General features: G+C 35.7%; 19 protein-coding genes. 12 read left to right on the top strand and 7 right to left on the bottom strand.

The genetic code is table 11. The features are described 5' to 3' along the window. Positions 1-17 precede the first annotated feature (17 nt). Positions 18-884 carry a DUF1002 domain-containing protein gene (locus tag KI356_RS16390; RefSeq protein ID WP_212935917.1) on the bottom strand — a complete coding sequence of 289 codons (867 nt, stop codon included), beginning with the start codon at positions 882-884 and terminating at the stop codon, positions 18-20. A 187-nt stretch (positions 885-1,071) separates the two neighbouring features. Between KI356_RS16390 and KI356_RS16385 the strand changes: the two genes are divergently transcribed. Both KI356_RS16385 and ribT read left to right on the top strand, forming a co-directional pair. Beyond that, positions 1,072-1,509, top strand: a complete 438-nt coding sequence (locus KI356_RS16385; RefSeq protein WP_000853785.1) for a peptidylprolyl isomerase — start codon at positions 1,072-1,074, stop codon at positions 1,507-1,509. Positions 1,510-1,992: 483 nt separating this feature from the next. Then, a complete protein-coding gene (gene ribT, locus KI356_RS16380) occupies positions 1,993-2,361 on the top strand; it encodes a GNAT family N-acetyltransferase RibT (RefSeq protein ID WP_000908403.1) in 369 nt (122 codons plus the stop codon). 20 nt (positions 2,362-2,381) lie between these two features. Here the strand turns inward: ribT and KI356_RS16375 are convergent, their stop codons facing one another. Together KI356_RS16375 and KI356_RS16370 are read right to left on the bottom strand one after the other, a co-directional pair. Continuing rightward, complete coding sequence (locus tag KI356_RS16375) at positions 2,382-2,900, bottom strand: DUF309 domain-containing protein (protein WP_212935916.1); 519 nt, start codon at positions 2,898-2,900, stop codon at positions 2,382-2,384. Between the two features lie 99 nt (positions 2,901-2,999). Beyond that, positions 3,000-3,095: a YjcZ family sporulation protein gene (locus KI356_RS16370; protein ID WP_000510194.1), complete on the bottom strand. Its 96-nt coding sequence runs from the start codon at positions 3,093-3,095 to the stop codon at positions 3,000-3,002. A 169-nt stretch (positions 3,096-3,264) separates the two neighbouring features. On the opposite strand from KI356_RS16370, the gene KI356_RS16365 reads away from it, so the two are divergent. From KI356_RS16365 to phnF, 6 genes are all read left to right on the top strand, one after another. Continuing rightward, a complete protein-coding gene (locus KI356_RS16365) occupies positions 3,265-4,008 on the top strand; it encodes a segregation/condensation protein A (RefSeq protein ID WP_212935915.1) in 744 nt (247 codons plus the stop codon). Positions 4,009-4,165: 157 nt separating this feature from the next. Continuing rightward, positions 4,166-4,738 (top strand): SMC-Scp complex subunit ScpB, encoded by a 573-nt coding sequence (gene scpB, locus KI356_RS16360; protein WP_128281066.1) that lies wholly within the window; start codon positions 4,166-4,168, stop codon positions 4,736-4,738. 78 nt (positions 4,739-4,816) lie between these two features. Beyond that, the gene (locus KI356_RS16355) at positions 4,817-5,719 is read left to right on the top strand and encodes a ComEC/Rec2 family competence protein (RefSeq protein WP_128281067.1); all 903 of its coding nucleotides are present in this window, start codon (positions 4,817-4,819) and stop codon (positions 5,717-5,719) included. Positions 5,720-5,925: 206 nt separating this feature from the next. After that, positions 5,926-7,068: an N-acetylglucosamine-6-phosphate deacetylase gene (gene nagA / locus KI356_RS16350; RefSeq protein ID WP_002122181.1), complete on the top strand. Its 1,143-nt coding sequence runs from the start codon at positions 5,926-5,928 to the stop codon at positions 7,066-7,068. A gap of 4 nt (positions 7,069-7,072) precedes the next feature. Further along, entirely contained in the window at positions 7,073-7,861 is a 789-nt protein-coding gene (gene nagB / locus KI356_RS16345; RefSeq protein ID WP_128281068.1) for a glucosamine-6-phosphate deaminase, read from the top strand. Beyond that, complete coding sequence (phnF, locus tag KI356_RS16340; RefSeq protein WP_078172874.1) at positions 7,791-8,522, top strand: phosphonate metabolism transcriptional regulator PhnF; 732 nt, start codon at positions 7,791-7,793, stop codon at positions 8,520-8,522. The genes nagB and phnF overlap by 71 nt, the downstream gene beginning before the upstream one ends. A gap of 73 nt (positions 8,523-8,595) precedes the next feature. On the opposite strand, the gene KI356_RS16335 is transcribed toward phnF, so the two are convergent. Beyond that, complete coding sequence (locus tag KI356_RS16335; protein ID WP_128281069.1) at positions 8,596-9,414, bottom strand: HAD family hydrolase; 819 nt, start codon at positions 9,412-9,414, stop codon at positions 8,596-8,598. A gap of 165 nt (positions 9,415-9,579) precedes the next feature. On the opposite strand from KI356_RS16335, the gene glcT reads away from it, so the two are divergent. The 4 genes from glcT (at position 9,580) to ptsP (ending at position 14,942) form a co-directional block, all read left to right on the top strand. Continuing rightward, the gene (glcT, locus tag KI356_RS16330) at positions 9,580-10,428 is read left to right on the top strand and encodes a glucose PTS transporter transcription antiterminator GlcT (RefSeq protein WP_212935914.1); all 849 of its coding nucleotides are present in this window, start codon (positions 9,580-9,582) and stop codon (positions 10,426-10,428) included. Positions 10,429-10,767: 339 nt separating this feature from the next. Then, positions 10,768-12,831 (top strand): PTS glucose transporter subunit IIABC, encoded by a 2,064-nt coding sequence (gene ptsG / locus KI356_RS16325; RefSeq protein ID WP_212935913.1) that lies wholly within the window; start codon positions 10,768-10,770, stop codon positions 12,829-12,831. A 135-nt stretch (positions 12,832-12,966) separates the two neighbouring features. Continuing rightward, a complete protein-coding gene (ptsH, locus tag KI356_RS16320) occupies positions 12,967-13,230 on the top strand; it encodes a phosphocarrier protein HPr (RefSeq protein ID WP_002033915.1) in 264 nt (87 codons plus the stop codon). After that, complete coding sequence (gene ptsP, locus KI356_RS16315; protein ID WP_212935912.1) at positions 13,230-14,942, top strand: phosphoenolpyruvate--protein phosphotransferase; 1,713 nt, start codon at positions 13,230-13,232, stop codon at positions 14,940-14,942. The genes ptsH and ptsP overlap by 1 nt, the downstream gene beginning before the upstream one ends. A 96-nt stretch (positions 14,943-15,038) precedes the next feature. Here ptsP and KI356_RS16310 read toward each other — a convergent pair whose 3' ends face one another. From KI356_RS16310 to KI356_RS16300, 3 genes are all read right to left on the bottom strand, one after another. Beyond that, positions 15,039-15,404, bottom strand: a complete 366-nt coding sequence (locus KI356_RS16310; RefSeq protein ID WP_212935911.1) for a DUF3915 domain-containing protein — start codon at positions 15,402-15,404, stop codon at positions 15,039-15,041. 195 nt (positions 15,405-15,599) lie between these two features. Then, positions 15,600-15,818 carry a hypothetical protein gene (locus KI356_RS16305; RefSeq protein ID WP_000100490.1) on the bottom strand — a complete coding sequence of 73 codons (219 nt, stop codon included), beginning with the start codon at positions 15,816-15,818 and terminating at the stop codon, positions 15,600-15,602. A 234-nt stretch (positions 15,819-16,052) separates the two neighbouring features. Next, complete coding sequence (locus tag KI356_RS16300) at positions 16,053-16,670, bottom strand: nitroreductase family protein (RefSeq protein WP_128281074.1); 618 nt, start codon at positions 16,668-16,670, stop codon at positions 16,053-16,055. Positions 16,671-16,747 lie beyond the last annotated feature (77 nt).

Genomic DNA, 16,747 nt, shown 5'->3' with positions numbered 1-16,747 from the left:
AGCGGCGAGCTTCTTTTTTACTTGAATAAAGATTTAACGAAATCAATGATACTAGAGAAGAAATCTTTTACTTTATCTAGGAAACTTTGTCCTTCATCAGATCCTAAGAAGGCAGACACATGGTCTTTTGCTTTATCTAATTGGCTACCAACTTGGTTCCAATCGATATTAAGATTTTTCATTTTATCAAATAACGATACTAAGTTATCCAACTGTTCATCTGTTAATGTAATGCCAAGTTGATCAGCAATTTTTTTAATTAATGAACGTAAATCTTCAGTTGTTTTTGGCTGTTCTTTTGCAATTTCTTCTTTAATTTTTGCAACAAGTTGAACTGCTTTTTCTTCGCCGATTTTATCACCAAGTTTTGCCGTTTGTACCATTTCTTCATTGGCTACTTTTTTAACATCTTCTGGAATTTCTTTGTTTGATGTTGTTTCATAGGCCTTCATTAAACCTGTTAAAGCAGCAGTTCCGGAAACTTTAAATGGTGCAGTAATTTGAATTTCTGCATCTTTTACACCTGCTGTAATAAGTGCATTTGTGTACATTGCATCTGTTATCGAATTAATGTTTTTTGAGCGTACAATGAGACCTGACCCTGGTTTTGTGTATGTAATCATAGAAGAGGAAATTGCTCTTGTACCAATTTGTGCTTTTGGAACAATTCCTTCTAGAAATTTATGTTCTTCCGCATTAGACACAGTGATGATTGTAGCATCTTTTGGTGCTTTCATTTCTTTTAACAGCTCTTGTTTTTGTTGTTCAGATAAGTTTTCTCCTAGTGTAACAATTGACTCTCCCTCAATGATGTCTGCAAATGAAGCTGTTGGCATAATAAATACGGCTACAGCTAATAGCAGAGCTAGTAATTTCGCTTTCACGAAAAATCGCTCCCTTTCTCTTTCTAAAATTTTCGGGCAACACAGTTATTATAGTATATTTTAAAAATTTGTCACCTAGCTTTTTCCACATTTCAAAAAAGAAGTATGCAGATTGTCGGATTCTTTTTGTTTCTCGTCATGAATATGGTAATATAGTGCTGAGATAGTTGAAAGGAGACATATACATATGAAAACTTTAGGATACATATTAATGGAAAATGGCGAAAAAATCGATTTAGAATTTTTCCCAGAAGAGGCACCAAAAACAGTAGAAAACTTTAAAAAATTAGCAGAGCAAGGATTTTATGATGGCGTGACATTCCACCGCGTTATTCCTGGCTTCGTAAGCCAAGGTGGAGACCCAACAGGTACAGGTGCAGGTGGCCCAGGTTACTCTATTCCATGTGAGACTGATGGAAATCCTCATAGACACCTTGTTGGATCACTTTCTATGGCACATGCTGGTCGTAATACAGGTGGTAGCCAATTCTTTGTTGTTCATGAGCCACAACCGCATTTAGATGGCGTACATACTGTATTCGGTAAAGCAACAAGCGGTATTGAAACGGTATTAAACATGCGTCAAGGTGATGTAATGAAAGAAGTTAAAGTTTGGGAAGAATAAGTTATGGGAAAAAGAGAGCGATTTTGCTCTCTTTTTTTATTTCCTATAAACAGGAATTGGTATATATTTTAAAGTATATGACACAAATAGGACGGCTACTAACGTTAAATTATATTGTTCATGAGAACATACTTTTAACAAAATACATAGGATGGAGTACAAATTATATGCTTCAATAAATGGATTTCTCTTAACATATTGCTTTTGGTAGAACTATTTTGTTCAAAAGTGGTTAATAAATGAAATGTGATGAGAAAGGGACTCTCCTTTTAGTTCCTACAATATTGTCTCTTTTTTGAGCAGTGTAATAGAAAGAAATAGCGTGGAAACATATATTTGACTTTCTTCTTAACGCTTTGTATGATTATCAAGTTGTTTCAGCCCCTTCTCACTCTGGTAAAAATATTGTAGAATGAATGTGATATGAAAAGAGTGATTGATGGGATAAATAGTTTGTAACTTTTGTAAGAAGGGATAAGGGTTATGTTAATTCGTTTTAAAAAAAGTTATGAAAAAATTGCAATGGGGCTTCTTTCATTTATGCCAACTGAAAAAGATGTAAAAACATTACAATTGACAATGAAAGAGTATGAAGCGAAAGAGGATTGGCAATTGTATTTGTGGAAACAAAATGAAGATTTTGTTGGGATAATGGGGATTATAAAAAAAGAAGATCAGGTATTGGAAATTCAGCATTTGAGCGTGAATCCGTCTCACCGTCATATGGGGATTGGGACGAAGATGGTTCAAGAGCTTAAGAGTAAATTTCTTGAGTTTACAATTTGCGGAAATGAGCAAACAGCAAGTTTTTGCAAAAAGTGTAAAGAGCTTGAACAAAATATACATTCATGAAAGCAGAGATAAGTAGTTTATTATCTCTGCTTTCTTTTTTGTAGTTGTTCGTTTCGTTCAGAAATGACTTCTGTTCGATCACGCAATGTGTGCTTATTTATGATGTATTCACCAGGAATGACGTTCACATCTTTCCAAGAGAGGTTTTGTTTCTTACATAACTGTATGCATTGTTTTTCTAACGATGCGTCTAGTAAGGGTAAAAATAACGGCGCGAAAATTTCTTTTTTGTGGATAGATTGTAACCTTTTATTTAATAAGAATATAAGTTGTTTATGATCTATTCCTAATTGATGTAAGGGCGCACTGTTCTTTTCTAAAAGTGCTATTGCGCTTTTTATCATCTTCTCTGCACCATTCCAGTTGGATCGTCTGTGATGGTATAAGGAAACAGCAATTTGAATGAGACCGACTAAGTAATTGTCGCGTTCTCCTCTAGGTTTTAATTTCCAATACTCTTCTAATATTTCATGACATTCAAAATAATCATAGTCTCCGTGAAAATGAATTAAAAATTGTATGTACTCGGTAGGATACATTTTTTTCGCTCCTGTCTAACGGTTATATGTACAGTGTATCATAGAAATATTAACAATAAGCGACTAGGGAAATATCCCTAGTCGCTTTCTTGCTTCATATTAGCAGAAGCAAGCTGCTCCTACGATGATTAGTAAAATGAACAGTACAACAAGTAATGCGAACCCACCGCTAAAACCGCAATCAACGTGACCCATAGTTTTTTGACCTCCTACATTGTTCTTACTACATTGTTATCATATGAAGCGGTGGGCATTATGACATGGGCATAGGTCTATTTTTAATTAAATTTCTTAAAAAGGTTGGATAGAACATGAGTATGCTCTATACTTATGTTGTTATAGAAAAAATGTGGTGGGATGCTTTGTGCAGTATAATTTTAAAGTAGAGGCTTTTGAAGGGCCTTTAGATCTATTGTTACACTTAATACATCGTTACGAAATTGATATATATAATATTCCTGTAGCGGAAATTACAGAGCAATATCTATCTTATGTCCATACGATGAAAGAATTACAATTAGATGTTGCCAGTGAGTATTTAGTAATGGCTGCAACATTATTACAAATTAAAAGTAAAATGTTGTTACCGAAACAAGAAGAAGATGTACCTGATAACGGTGAAGACTTTATAGATGACCCTCGTCAAGAATTGATGGAGAGGTTAATTGAATATAAGAAATATAAGCAAGTTGCTACTGAGTTAAAAGAAAGAGAACAAGAAAGAGCACAGCTATATACACGTCCGCCAATTGATTTTACATCATTTCAACAAGAAGAGGAGACAAGCTTACCTCTTGATGTTACGTTATATGATATGTTAGCGGCATTTCAAAAGCTAATGCGTCGTAAAAAAGCAAAGACCCCCGTAACAACGCGAATTACGCGCCAAGAAATACCAATTGAACAGCGAATGACTGATATTCTACAACAGTTAGAAATAAAAGGCGGTCGTCAAAGCTTTTATGATTTGTTTGCTGATGAAGAACGTGAAATAATGGTTGTAACATTTTTAGCGGTTCTTGAGCTAATGAAAAATCAACAAATCATAATTGAACAAGAACATAATTTTGATGAAATTTTCGTGTTAAGCTCTACTAAATCCGTATAGAGCCAGCATGTGAAGATGGGATAGAAATATTTTATCTTAAGTTAGGTTTTAATGTATCGTTTGGAACGAGAGAAGAAATATTGAACCGAACGCATTTACTGTGATTCGGTTTTTTTATGTGTATTTTTGTGGAAAATAGAAGGAAGGAGTTCGTGAAATGGATAGAAAAGAACAAAAAGCGATTATTGAAGGGCTTTTATTTGTTGCAGGTGACGAAGGGATTTATCCGGAACAGATAGCTAAAGTTCTGGAAGTTGAAGTGGAAGAAGTAATAAACAGTATAGAGGAAATGCAAAAAGAATGTGAAGGATCGAATCGAGGTCTGCAAATTGTACAATATGCAAAAGTGTATCGTTTTGCAACAAAGAAAGAACATGCTACATACTATCAAAAATTAATAAATACCCCAACAACGGCTTCACTGTCTCAAGCAGCTCTTGAAACATTGGCAATCGTTGCGTACCGTCAACCGATTACAAGGACAGAAATGGAAGAGATTCGAGGAGTGAAAACAGACAAAGCATTACAAACGTTAGTTTCACACTTACTTATAAAAGAAACGGGAAGAGCGGAAGGGCCAGGGCGTCCTATTTTATATGGAACGACGAAAGAATTTTTAGATACGTTTGGATTGAAAACATTAGATGATTTACCACCTCTTTCAGAAGAAAATGAACAAATGAATGAAGCAGATTTATTCTTTGGTTCTTTACAGGAATTATCAAAATAAAAGCTTAGCATTTTGCTAAGCTTTTTTTGTATATCAATTACAGAGCGTGCCATACTAAATGAAAAAAGGAGACGAGTTATGAAAGGTGTACGGAGTATTCTATTGTTGGTTTCTGTTTTATTATGTTTTTCGTTAAACAGCGCATCGGCTAAAAGATATATGATGTCTATTCATACTACGTCTTCTATACATATGCATCGGCAACATTTTGGTAAAATGAAAGTGAGTTTTTTAAAAGTTGGACAAGGTGATGCGACACTTATTACATTGCCAAATGGTCAAACGATGTTAATAGATGGGGGCCCTTATGAAGCAGGAGAGGTTATTATTCAAAAATTAATTGAAAAAGGAATTAATCACTTAGATGTGATTGTAAGTACTCATCCTGATATGGACCATATAGGGGGGCTTATTCCAATTGTAGAACAAATGCCGGTTTCACTCGTATTAGATAGTGGGAAAACATATAGTTCACTTACTTATCATACATATCGGAATAATATTAAAAAAAGGGGCATACCTTTCATTTCAGTGAAGGAAGGACAATACATACCGCTAGATCCACATGTTTCTATACAAGTATTGAACAATGGTAAATCGAAAGACGAGAATAATGAGTCCTCAATTGTGTTAAAGATTCGATATGGTAAAGCGGACTTTTTATTAATGGGTGATGCTGATATACGGACGGAAAATGAAATATTAAAGCAATTTGATGTACATGCAGATGTATTAAAAGTTGGGCATCATGGCTCGTATACTTCAACGAGTGAAACATTCTTAAAAAAGGTAGATCCACAATTCGCTATTCTTTCGTACGGGAGTAGAAATCCGTATGGGCATCCTCATCAAAGTGTAGTAAAACGATTAAAACAGCGTGGTATAATGATATACGGAACAAACAAGCGTACTGTAGAAATCGAAACAGATGGTGAACATATTACTATGGGGACGAGTGGGCTTATGCCATTACTTAAGTAACTAATTATATAAGAGGGTATTTTCCATTTTGGAAAAAATGAATAATATATATTATAATGAAAAAGAAATCAATTTCCTTTTTTCGCTGAACGAAGAGGAAATTTCATTAGAATGTATAGACAACTACTTGTGTGTATATTAAGATGGAATTAGGCGAATAAGGTAATAATAATAAGTAGGTATTTCATGGGAAAGGATCGATGAAAATGAAAACGCAAGTTGTCATCAATGCCAAAATTTATACAGGTAAAGAAGTAGTGGAAAACGGATTTATTCGTTACGCAGAAACAGTTAAAGAAATTGGTTTGATGGCTCAATATGTATCACAAGAAAATGAAACTGTGTTAGATGTGGCAGGAAAGATTGTGATTCCAGGTATGATTGATGTTCATATTCATGGTGGATACGATATTGATGCGATGGATGCAAATAGCGATGGATTAGTAACTCTTGGTAAAGAAATGTTAAAAGAAGGAGTTACAACTTACTTCCCAACAACAATGACACAAGCTCCAGAAGCGATTGAAGCGGCGCTAAGTGCTGCGAAGGAAGCGAAAGATAAAGGAGCACATTTTGAATATATTCACTTAGAAGGACCATATGTTTCAAAAAAACGTGCGGGTGCACAGCCACTTGAACATATTGTTCCTGCGAGTATCGAGCAATTTAAACAATGGCAGGAAGCAAGCGGTAATCTAATTAAATTAGTAACATATGCACCGGAAGAAGAAGGTGCGTTAGAGTTTGAACAGTATCTCGCTGAAACAGGTGTTGTTGGCACAATGGGGCATACAGATGCGATTGATGCACAACTGAAAAATAGAAAAATTACACATGCAACACATTTATACAATCAAATGCGTGGATTACATCATCGTGAACCAGGAGTCGTTGGTCATGTGTTATTAAATCCAGATGTAATGGTTGAAGTAATTACAGATGGTATTCACATTCATCCTGATATGGTGAAATTAGCATATAAATTAAAAGGACCGAAAAAAGTAAGTGTCATTACAGATGCAATGCGTGCAAAAGGTCTTGAGGAAGGATTATATGAGCTTGGCGGACAGCCGGTACATGTAAAGGATGGCAGTGCCCGATTAGAAGATGGAACGTTAGCTGGTAGTATTTTAAAAATGGATCAAGCTTTCCGAAATGTAATTGAATTTACAGGATGTTCAATCGAGGATGCAGTGTTGATGACATCAGTTAACCAAGCAGAAGAGTTTGGATTAAATAATAAAGGCGCGTTAGCGGTAGGCAAAGATGCAGACTTTGTTGTTATGACTGAAGAATTACATGTATATGATACGGTTCGTTTAGGAATTCATATGAAGGAAGGGAAGTAATTAAATGAATATTCTTGTTGTAAAAACTCCAGAAGAATTAGCAGAAGCAGGTTATAAGTTAATTGAAGAGGTTGTAAAATCAAAAGAAAATCCAACATTAGGAATGGCTACAGGGAGCTCTCCATTAGGTATTTATGCAGAAATGCGAAAAAATAAACTTGATACAAGTCATGCAACCACTGTAAACTTAGATGAGTACGTAAATTTACCACACGAAGATAAAAACAGCTATCACTATTTCATGCAAGAACAGTTGTTTGATTATCTTCCATTTAAACAAACTTATGTACCAAACGGGATGGCAAGTGATTTAGAGGAAGAGTGCAAGCGTTATGAAGGCATTCTAGTAGCTAACCCAGTTGACTTACAGATTCTTGGAATCGGTGAAAACGGTCACATCGGATTTAATGAGCCAGGAACACCATTTAATTCTCCAACTAACATTGTGGAATTAACAGAATCTACACGCCAAGCAAATCTTCGCTTCTTTGAAAATGAAGAAGATGTGCCGACTCATGCGATTACAATGGGAATTGGAAGTATTATGAAAGCGAAACAAATTCTACTTGTTGCTATGGGATCTAAAAAGGCAGAAGCTATTAAAGAATTATTGCAAGGTGAATATAGTGAGGCGTGTCCTGCTACAGTTTTACAACGTCATCCGAATGTAACCGTAATCGCAGATCCAGAAGCTCTATCTTTATGCAGTGAGGCGATTGCTGATGAACATCGACAAGTATTCACCATTTCCGATCTATTATCAGATTCAAGAGTGGGTGAAACAGCTAATTGAGGAAGGTGAATGGAAGCCGGGAGATAAAATTCCATCTGAGAATGAACTTTGTGATAAGTTCGAAGTGAGTCGTATGACAATCAGACAGGCGATTAATAACTTAGTGGAACAAGGTTATTTATACCGGAAACGTGGGATTGGAACGTTCGTCCAACTTCCGAAAGTGGAGCAAAAGTTGCAAGGAATGACGGGATTCACAGAAGATATGATTTCTCGTGGTATGAAACCGAGCAGCCAGTTATTAAGTTTCCGCCTAGTTCCAGCTACTGCTAAAATAGCAGACCGGCTGAGAATACAAGAGGGGGAGTCGGTTTATGAAGTGAGGCGTACTCGCTTAGCTGATGACGAACCGATTGCGTTTGAGACGACATATTTGTCGCCAACTCTTGTGAAAGATATTAACGAAGAAATATTGCAACAATCTTTATATGAACATTTAGAGAAAAAACTGGGCTTTAAGCTTGTTCGCGCTACTCAATCAATTGAAGCTTCAATTGCAACGGATAATGAGGCTGAACATCTGCATATTCCTAAAAAGGCGCCTGTACTTGTAATGCGTCAATGGTCATATTCAGAAGGTGAGTTACCGTTAGAGTATGTGAAATGTATTTATCGTGGTGATCGTTACAAGTTTATTACGAACATCGCACGTAACAAGTAATACATTTCAGTTTGTGAAGTACAGTGAACTTTGATGTTTTCAACATGTAAAGAAATAAAAATACGACTCATCCTTATAAGGATCGAGTCGTATTTTTATTTGCTTCTTCATTATAAACAAGTACTTGGTTAACGGCATCTTTGACAGCATCTACTACATAGTGAGCGTGCTCTTTTACCGCATCATCAGCTTGAGACATAGCAAAACTATGAGGAGTTAAAGAAAACATTGGAATATCATTGTAAGAATCCCCTATGCACGCAACTTCATCTGGTTGTATTTGAAATTCTTTTAATAAAATAGAAATAGCAGAACCTTTACTAATATTTGGTGGCATCACATCTAAACATTGTTCTGCTGAAATGAAAGTACTAACTTTTCCAGTGAATTTTTCGTCAATCTTTTCCTGAAGAACTTGTAAATCCTCTTTCGTTCCACCGACAGAAATTTTATTTGGATAAATGGTATCATCAATTTTTTGTAATAAATTTGGTTCTTCAATAGAAGTCATTGTTATTTGTTTTTCTAATTCATGTATAAAAGGTGTCTTCTCTTCAATGTAGTAATTATGTTCATCGCTTACATAACGGAAGTAAGGATCTTCTTTTGTCATCGCTAATAAATCAGGTAAAATACTAGAGTCAAATGTAGCGGATAGTAGTTGTTTATTATCGTTTGTATACACAAATACACCATTCACACTAATGCGATGGAAATTTGTATTAACTGCTTTCATCAAATCTGCAATTTCATTATCAAGTCTTCCTGAAGCGAAACAAAGAATTACATTTTGTTCAGCTAAACTGCGTAGAGCCATAACATCCTGTTCGTCGATAAGACCTCCGTGTTGCATCATTGTACCATCGATATCACTTACAAACATTTTAATCATGTTGCTATCTCCTTTCTATGTACAGTTGCTCTTACATTATACGCATCATATATAAACATGTCTAAAAAATGAATTTTTATTAAATGGTAGATGTTTTACATTGACGACAAAGAAGAATATTCTGTAACATAAAAGCAGGCTATTTAAGTACGAGGGTGGTGTTATATGAGTAATTATCTAGAAATTAAAAAAGTTTTAAATAATAATGTCATCATTGCTAGCCATCCTGAACACGAGGAAGTAGTAGTGATCGGTAAAGGAATTGGATTTGGAAAAAAGGCTGAAGATGTGTTGGAGCAAGAACAAATTGAGAAAATGTTTGTTTTAAAAAATGAACGTGATCGAGAACAATACAAACTTTTAGTGCCACATGTGAGTGAAAAGCTAATTGAATTGATGAATGATATTATGTTATACATTCAAGAAAAAGCGAAGTCTCCATTAAATGAACATATTCATATCGCTTTAACAGATCATATTTCTTTTGCAATTAAAAGGCTGAAACAAGGACTTACAATAGATAATCCTTTTTTAGTTGAAACGAAAATGCTATATCCAGAGGAATATGAAATTGCTGAAGGAGTTGTGCAACTTTTAAATTCTCGTTTGCAAATTACATTGCCAGAAGGAGAAGTTGGCTTTATCGCACTCCATATTTACAGCTCGCTTACAAACTCTGATTTATCTTCTGTTAATCAAAATTCCCGTCTTATTGCACAACTTGTTTCTTTAATTGAGACAAGCCTACAAATTACATTAGACCAAGAAAGCATTCATTATTTACGCCTTATTCGTCATTTGCAATATGCCATTGAACGGGTGAAAAAAGGAGAAAAAGTAGAAGAAGCACAAAGTTTTGCTGATTTATTAAAGTTGGAATATCCAGTTTGTTACAATTTGGCGTGGAAGTTAGTCAAAGTAATGCAGAACGAATTACAACTGCCTGTTTATGAAGCGGAGAGTATTTATTTAACGATGCATTTACAACGATTAGTGAAAGCAGAACATGTGTAAAAAGACATATATTTTTGTCTAAAATGAAAACGTTAAAAAAAATGATTGAATCGCTTACAATAGTTATGTATAATAACTATTGCAAAGTTATACAAAATTCGACAAACACAGTAAGGTAAATAACGAAAACGTTTGCCTTAATTATAGTGAATTTATACGTAATCCTATTTTTGACACGTGTTACTGATTCGATCAGGCATGAGTGGAGAAAAGTTGGGAATGTAAGCTAAAGAAAGGGACATACTACCCTTTGTATAGCTATCGTTCTATCTTTTTTTCCTCATGCCTTTTTGGCGTTTGTCGAAAAGTATCAATATAGATAAGAGAGGAAGGGTTTCCATGTTTAAGAAGATCTTTGGTGTTCTTCAAAAAGTCGGAAAAGCGCTTATGCTTCCAGTAGCGATTTTACCGGCAGCAGGTATTTTACTTGGATTTGGTAATGCATTTCAAAATCCACAACTAACAAATGTTATTCCTGCTTTAAAAGCAGATTGGTTCGTAATGGTTGCAAAAATTATGGAACAATCGGGTGATATTATTTTCGCTAACCTTGCGCTATTATTCGCAGTTGGGGTAGCAATCGGTTTAGCTGGTGGAGACGGAGTAGCTGGTTTAGCAGCGTTCGTCGGCTACTTAATTATGAACAAGACGATGAGTGTGTTCTTAGAAGTAGATAAGTTAGTGAAAGTAACAAGCACTGGAACAGATCCAGTGAAAATTGGATTTTCAGATCCAGCATATGCAAACGTATTAGGAATTCCAACACTGCAAACCGGAGTATTTGGTGGTATTATCGTCGGGATAGTAGCGGCATATTGCTATAATAAATACTTCAATATTGAATTACCATCATACTTAGGTTTCTTTGCAGGTAAGCGTTTCGTACCGATCGCAACTGCAACATTTTCTTTAGTAGTAGGTATTATCATGTGCTTCGTTTGGCCATACATTCAAGGTGGCTTAAATACGTTCTCACATCAAATGATTGATGCAAATAGAACGTTAGCAGCATTTATATTCGGTTTAATCGAGCGTTCATTAATTCCATTTGGATTACATCACATTTTCTATTCACCGTTCTGGTTCGAATTTGGTCAGTATACAAATTCAGCTGGCGAATTAATCCGTGGTGACCAAAAAATCTTTATGGCACAGTTAAAAGACGGCGTAGAATTAACAGCTGGTACATTTACAACTGGTAAGTATCCGTTCATGATGTTCGGTCTTCCAGCAGCAGCTTTAGCGATGTACCATGAAGCACGTCCAGAAAATAAAAAATTAGCAGCTGGTATTTTAGGATCTGCTGCATTAACATCATTCTTAACAGGTATTACAGAACCACTTGAATTTTCATTCTTATTCGTAGCACCAGTATTATTCGGAATTCACGCTGTATTCGCTGGTCTATCATTTATGACAATGCAAATTTTAGGTGTTAAAATTGGTATGACATTCTCTGGTGGTTTAATTGACTTTATCTTATTCGGTGTACTACCAGGCCGTACGGCATGGTGGTGGGTAATTATTGTTGGTCTTGTACTAGCAGTTATTTACTACTTCGGATTCCGTTTTGCGATTCGCAAATGGGATTTAAAAACACCTGGTCGTGAAGTGGCAAATGCTAATGACGGCGCAGGAAAAACAGAAGCAGGCGAGCTTCCTCGTGAAGTATTAGTAGCACTTGGTGGTAAAGAAAACATTGCTTCTTTAGATGCTTGTATTACTCGTTTACGTGTTCAAGTTAACGAACAAAAAAATGTAAATAAAGACCGCTTAAAAGAGCTTGGAGCAGCTGGTGTACTTGAAGTTGGAAATAACATTCAAGCGATTTTCGGACCGAAATCTGACACATTAAAATCACAAATTCATGATATTATGTCAGGCCGTACACCTCATGTCGAAAAAGAAGAGCCTGTAAAAGTAGAAGAAGCTCCTCAACAGGTTGATGAAAATGAAACAATCATTTCACCAATTGAAGGGAAAATCTTACCGATTACAGAAGTACCTGACCAAGTATTCTCAGGGAAAATGATGGGAGATGGATTTGCGATTGAGCCAACAGAAGGAACAGTAGTTTCTCCGGTTAATGGTGAGATTGTAAATGTATTCCCTACAAAACATGCGATTGGTATTCAGTCTGAAGGTGGAAAAGAAATTTTAATCCACTTCGGTATTGATACTGTAAAATTAAATGGTGAAGGCTTTGAAGCACTTGTAGCACAAGGTGATAAAGTGAAGCAAGGGCAACCATTATTAAAAGTAGATCTTGCATTTGTAAAAGAAAATGCACCATCTATTATTACACCAATCGTCTTTACGAATTTACAACAAGGGCAACAAGTCGAATTGAAAAAAGATGGAAATGTTAAGAAGGGCGAAAACGCTATTATTGACATTCAGTAGGAATTTGACGCAAAATGTTTATAATTATAATAGGCGATGTGGTTGACCGAACATCGCCTATTATATACAATAGATGATGTAGTACTCACGTCTATACAACTAAAAAAATACGTAATTTAAAGGAGATAAATTATCATGGAAAAAATCTTTAAAGTAACTAGCGACTCAGGAATTCATGCTCGTCCAGCAACTCTACTTGTAAACACTGCAAGCAAATTCGGTTCTGACATTAACTTAGAGTATAACGGAAAAAACGTTAACTTAAAATCAATCATGGGTGTTATGTCTTTAGGAATTCAACAAGGCGCGGAAATTAAGGTCACTGCAAATGGTGATGATGCAGCTCAAGCACTAGCAGCTATCGAAGAAACTATGAAAAACGAAGGATTAGGAGAATAATGACTCTTAACATTCAAGGGATCGCTGCATCAAGTGGGATTGCTATTGCGAAGGCTTTCCGACTTGAAAATCCTGAATTTAACATTGAAAAGAAATCGATTACAAACGAAGCTGCTGAAATTGCACGCTTAGACGCTGCGCTTGAGAAAGCAAAATCTGAACTAGAAGCTATTAAGGACCACGCTTTTGCTGAGCTAGGTGCTGATAAAGCTGCTATCTTTGAAGCACATTTATTAGTATTAAATGATCCGGAACTAGTAAATCCAGTAAAAGATAAAGTAAATAGCGAAAAAGTAAATGCTGAATTTGCAATGGATGAAGTTGCATCAATGTTTATTTCTATGTTTGAAAACATGGATAACGAATATATGAAAGAACGCGCTGCAGATATTCGCGACGTAACAAAACGTGTTCTTGCACATTTACTAGGAATTAACTTCTCAAACCCTGGTACAATTTCTGAAGAAGTAATCATTATTGCTGAAGATTTAACACCATCTGATACAGCTCAGTTAAACCGTAAGTACGCAAAAGGTTTCACAACTGATATCGGTGGACGTACATCTCACTCTGCAATTATGGCTCGTTCTATGGAAATTCCAGCTGTCGTTGGTACGAAGGTTGTTATGGAAAAAATCCAAAACGGCGATATCGTAATCATTGACGGTTTAGATGGAGAAGTAATTGTAAACCCATCTGAAGAAACTCTTCGTGCTTTTGAGGAAAAGAAAGCGAAATTTGAAGAGCAAAAAGCTGTATGGGCAAAATTAAAAGATCAAGCTACTGTAACAAGTGATGGACATCATGTTGAGCTTGTTGCTAATATCGGAACACCAAATGATGTACAAGGTATTATCGATAATGGCGGAGAAGGCGTTGGTTTATACCGTACAGAATTCTTATACATGGGCCGTGACAATCTTCCAACAGAAGAAGAGCAGTTCGAAGCGTATAAAGCAGTTCTTGAAGGTGTAAAAGAAGGTCAACCTGTCGTGGTTCGTACACTTGACATCGGTGGAGATAAAGAGCTTCCATACTTACATTTACCAAAAGAAATGAACCCATTCTTAGGATACCGTGCAATTCGCTTATGTCTTGATGAGCAAGATGTGTTCCGTACACAACTTCGTGCATTACTTCGTGCTAGCGTATACGGTAACTTAAAAATTATGTTCCCGATGATTGCAACTCTTGATGAGTTCCGTCAAGCGAAAGCGATCTTATTAGAAGAGAAAGAAAGACTTGTTCAAGCGGATACAACTGTTTCTGATTCTATTGAAGTGGGGATGATGGTTGAAATTCCAGCTTCAGCAGTATTAGCAGATCAATTCGCAAAAGAAGTTGATTTCTTCTCTATCGGAACAAATGACTTAATCCAATACACAATGGCTGCAGACCGTATGAACGAACAAGTAGCTTACTTATACCAACCGTATAACCCATCTATTTTACGTCTTGTAAAAATGGTTATCGATGCTGCTCATAAAGAAGGCAAATGGGCTGGTATGTGTGGTGAGATGGCAGGAGATTCACTTGCTATCCCATTATTATTAGGATTAGGTTTAGATGAGTTCAGTATGAGTGCAACATCAATTCTTCCTGCAAGAACACAACTAAGCAAGTTGTCAAAAGCAGAAATGGAAACATTGGCAGAAAAAGCGTTAACAATGTCAACTGCTGAAGAAGTTGTTGAACTAGTTAAAAGCATATAATAATAAAAAAACCTGAGTCGATTTGAAATCGGTCTCAGGTTTTTTCTATGAGAAAAGTAAGTCTTATTTTGCGGCTATTGAGGATAAAGAGCAGAATTAGATAGCGATTGCAACGATATCAGTTGGGCATACACGTAAAATACCAGTAAAAGTATTTTGATTGTTCTTACCGTCTTTATTGTTATTGTTATTGTTATCTTTGTTGTTGTTATTAGCTAAAGCAGAGAAAAGAGCAACGCCGTTAGCGAAACCTTCAAAAATTACATTGTTGAATGTTCCGTTACCTCTAATGCTTAAAAGAGAAAGCTCTGTTCCAACTGAAATGTTTCTAAGGACGTTACATACAGCATGTTGTTGTGGTCTAACTTCTTCTCTTTCTCTCTCTTTCTCGCGATGGTCACACTCTCTTTCACGATGATGGCATTCTCTAAAGTTATCACAGCATCCAAATGATCCAAACATAATCCTCATCACCCCCTTCACACTTATAATCTATGTAAGTTTGGCAGTCGGTGACTGGACAGATAATGAAAATTTTCTAGGGTATTTTCTCATTTTAAATGACTAGATGGGTATTTAGTATGGAATGATGTTTAAAATAGGGGAAATATCACAAAAAAATGTAAAGACCACCAAAATGAATGAAATAGGTAGCCTTTACACTTTTTTGCTTTTATATAAAACGATGATATATACAGGAAGAGCTAAGAGTAGTGGTGCAATGGATCGTGCAGTATGTTTTTCTGCTTCTAATTGGAACGCTTCTTCTTTTGGGAATTGTAACACTGATATGTTTGCAGCATCGCCAATAAAATATAGCAGTAGTACAGTTACTATGTAACTTAAAAGTGCGATAAAGCTTCCGTATGAACTCAATGAAAATCCCTCTCTTGTTATCTATTTGTTATCATTGTATCACAATTGTAACAAAAATACACGGTTATATTTCGATGCTCTAACAATTTTCGACACGAAACGCCATATTTATTTATAGGGATAGCATGAAAGTTACGATTTTTCTATGTATAGATGTCGAATAATACATTGCAATATTACGGATGTGTGACAGAATATAAAAAACGAAGGTAATGAAATTACCTTCGTTTTTTATTATTTTGCCCATTCACTCACTTGCTCTACGCTCATTCGTGGTGCAGGGTGGCCTTTTAAAGTTGATTCACCAATTGTAATAAGCATAATTGGTACGTAACGAGATGAAACATTAAATTCTTCCATTAGTGCTTGTGGGTTGAAACCACCAATTGCGCAAGTATCCCAACCAGTTGCTTTAGCAGCAAGCATAAGTTGCATTGCTGCTAAAGCAGCATTTGAAAAGGCAGCATCTCGTGGGTATTGCTCACGAGTATATGCAGATTCAATATTTTTAGCTAAGCGTTCTTTCGCTTCTTCTTTCATAAATCCTTGTTCTACAATTGGACCGTAAACAGGTTCAACATTTTTATATGCTTCTAAATCACCTAAAATAGCGACTACGGCAGAAGCATCAAGAATTTGTTGTTGGTTATAAGCAATTGGGTGTAATCGTTTTTGTACGTCTTCGCCTTGGAAAACAAGGAATTTCCAGTGTTGCAAGTTCCAAGCAGAAGGTGCTTGAGCAGCTGCTTTTAAAATTCCGTGTAATTCTGTAGATGAAATTTCTTTTTCAGGGTTGAATGCACGTGTAGATGTGCGTTCATATAAAACGTTAAAAAAGTCACTGTTTGTCATTATATATCCTCCAAATTACATATCAACTTAATTTAAAATACATTTAATATATTCTACTTACATTTTGTAAGTTGTCG

The organism is Bacillus hominis (assembly GCF_018332515.1).
Lineage (GTDB): Bacteria > Bacillota > Bacilli > Bacillales > Bacillaceae_G > Bacillus_A > Bacillus_A hominis.
The sequence above is the reverse complement of the archived record's forward strand: the minus strand, read 5'-3'. Positions and strand labels throughout refer to the sequence as shown.

Excerpts from the sequence above, each read along its gene's own strand:
- KI356_RS16385 (WP_000853785.1), top strand. The coding sequence starts at position 1,072 with ATGAAAACTTTAGGATACATATTAATGGAAAATGGCGAAAAAATCGAT.
- ribT (WP_000908403.1), top strand. The coding sequence starts at position 1,993 with ATGTTAATTCGTTTTAAAAAAAGTTATGAAAAAATTGCAATGGGGCTT.
- KI356_RS16375 (WP_212935916.1), bottom strand. The coding sequence starts at position 2,900 with ATGTATCCTACCGAGTACATACAATTTTTAATTCATTTTCACGGAGAC.
- KI356_RS16370 (WP_000510194.1), bottom strand. The coding sequence starts at position 3,095 with ATGGGTCACGTTGATTGCGGTTTTAGCGGTGGGTTCGCATTACTTGTT.
- scpB (WP_128281066.1), top strand. The coding sequence starts at position 4,166 with ATGGATAGAAAAGAACAAAAAGCGATTATTGAAGGGCTTTTATTTGTT.
- KI356_RS16355 (WP_128281067.1), top strand. The coding sequence starts at position 4,817 with ATGAAAGGTGTACGGAGTATTCTATTGTTGGTTTCTGTTTTATTATGT.
- nagA (WP_002122181.1), top strand. The coding sequence starts at position 5,926 with ATGAAAACGCAAGTTGTCATCAATGCCAAAATTTATACAGGTAAAGAA.
- nagB (WP_128281068.1), top strand. The coding sequence starts at position 7,073 with ATGAATATTCTTGTTGTAAAAACTCCAGAAGAATTAGCAGAAGCAGGT.
- phnF (WP_078172874.1), top strand. The coding sequence starts at position 7,791 with ATGAACATCGACAAGTATTCACCATTTCCGATCTATTATCAGATTCAA.
- KI356_RS16335 (WP_128281069.1), bottom strand. The coding sequence starts at position 9,414 with ATGATTAAAATGTTTGTAAGTGATATCGATGGTACAATGATGCAACAC.
- glcT (WP_212935914.1), top strand. The coding sequence starts at position 9,580 with ATGAGTAATTATCTAGAAATTAAAAAAGTTTTAAATAATAATGTCATC.
- ptsG (WP_212935913.1), top strand. The coding sequence starts at position 10,768 with ATGTTTAAGAAGATCTTTGGTGTTCTTCAAAAAGTCGGAAAAGCGCTT.
- ptsH (WP_002033915.1), top strand. The coding sequence starts at position 12,967 with ATGGAAAAAATCTTTAAAGTAACTAGCGACTCAGGAATTCATGCTCGT.
- ptsP (WP_212935912.1), top strand. The coding sequence starts at position 13,230 with ATGACTCTTAACATTCAAGGGATCGCTGCATCAAGTGGGATTGCTATT.
- KI356_RS16310 (WP_212935911.1), bottom strand. The coding sequence starts at position 15,404 with ATGTTTGGATCATTTGGATGCTGTGATAACTTTAGAGAATGCCATCAT.
- KI356_RS16300 (WP_128281074.1), bottom strand. The coding sequence starts at position 16,670 with ATGACAAACAGTGACTTTTTTAACGTTTTATATGAACGCACATCTACA.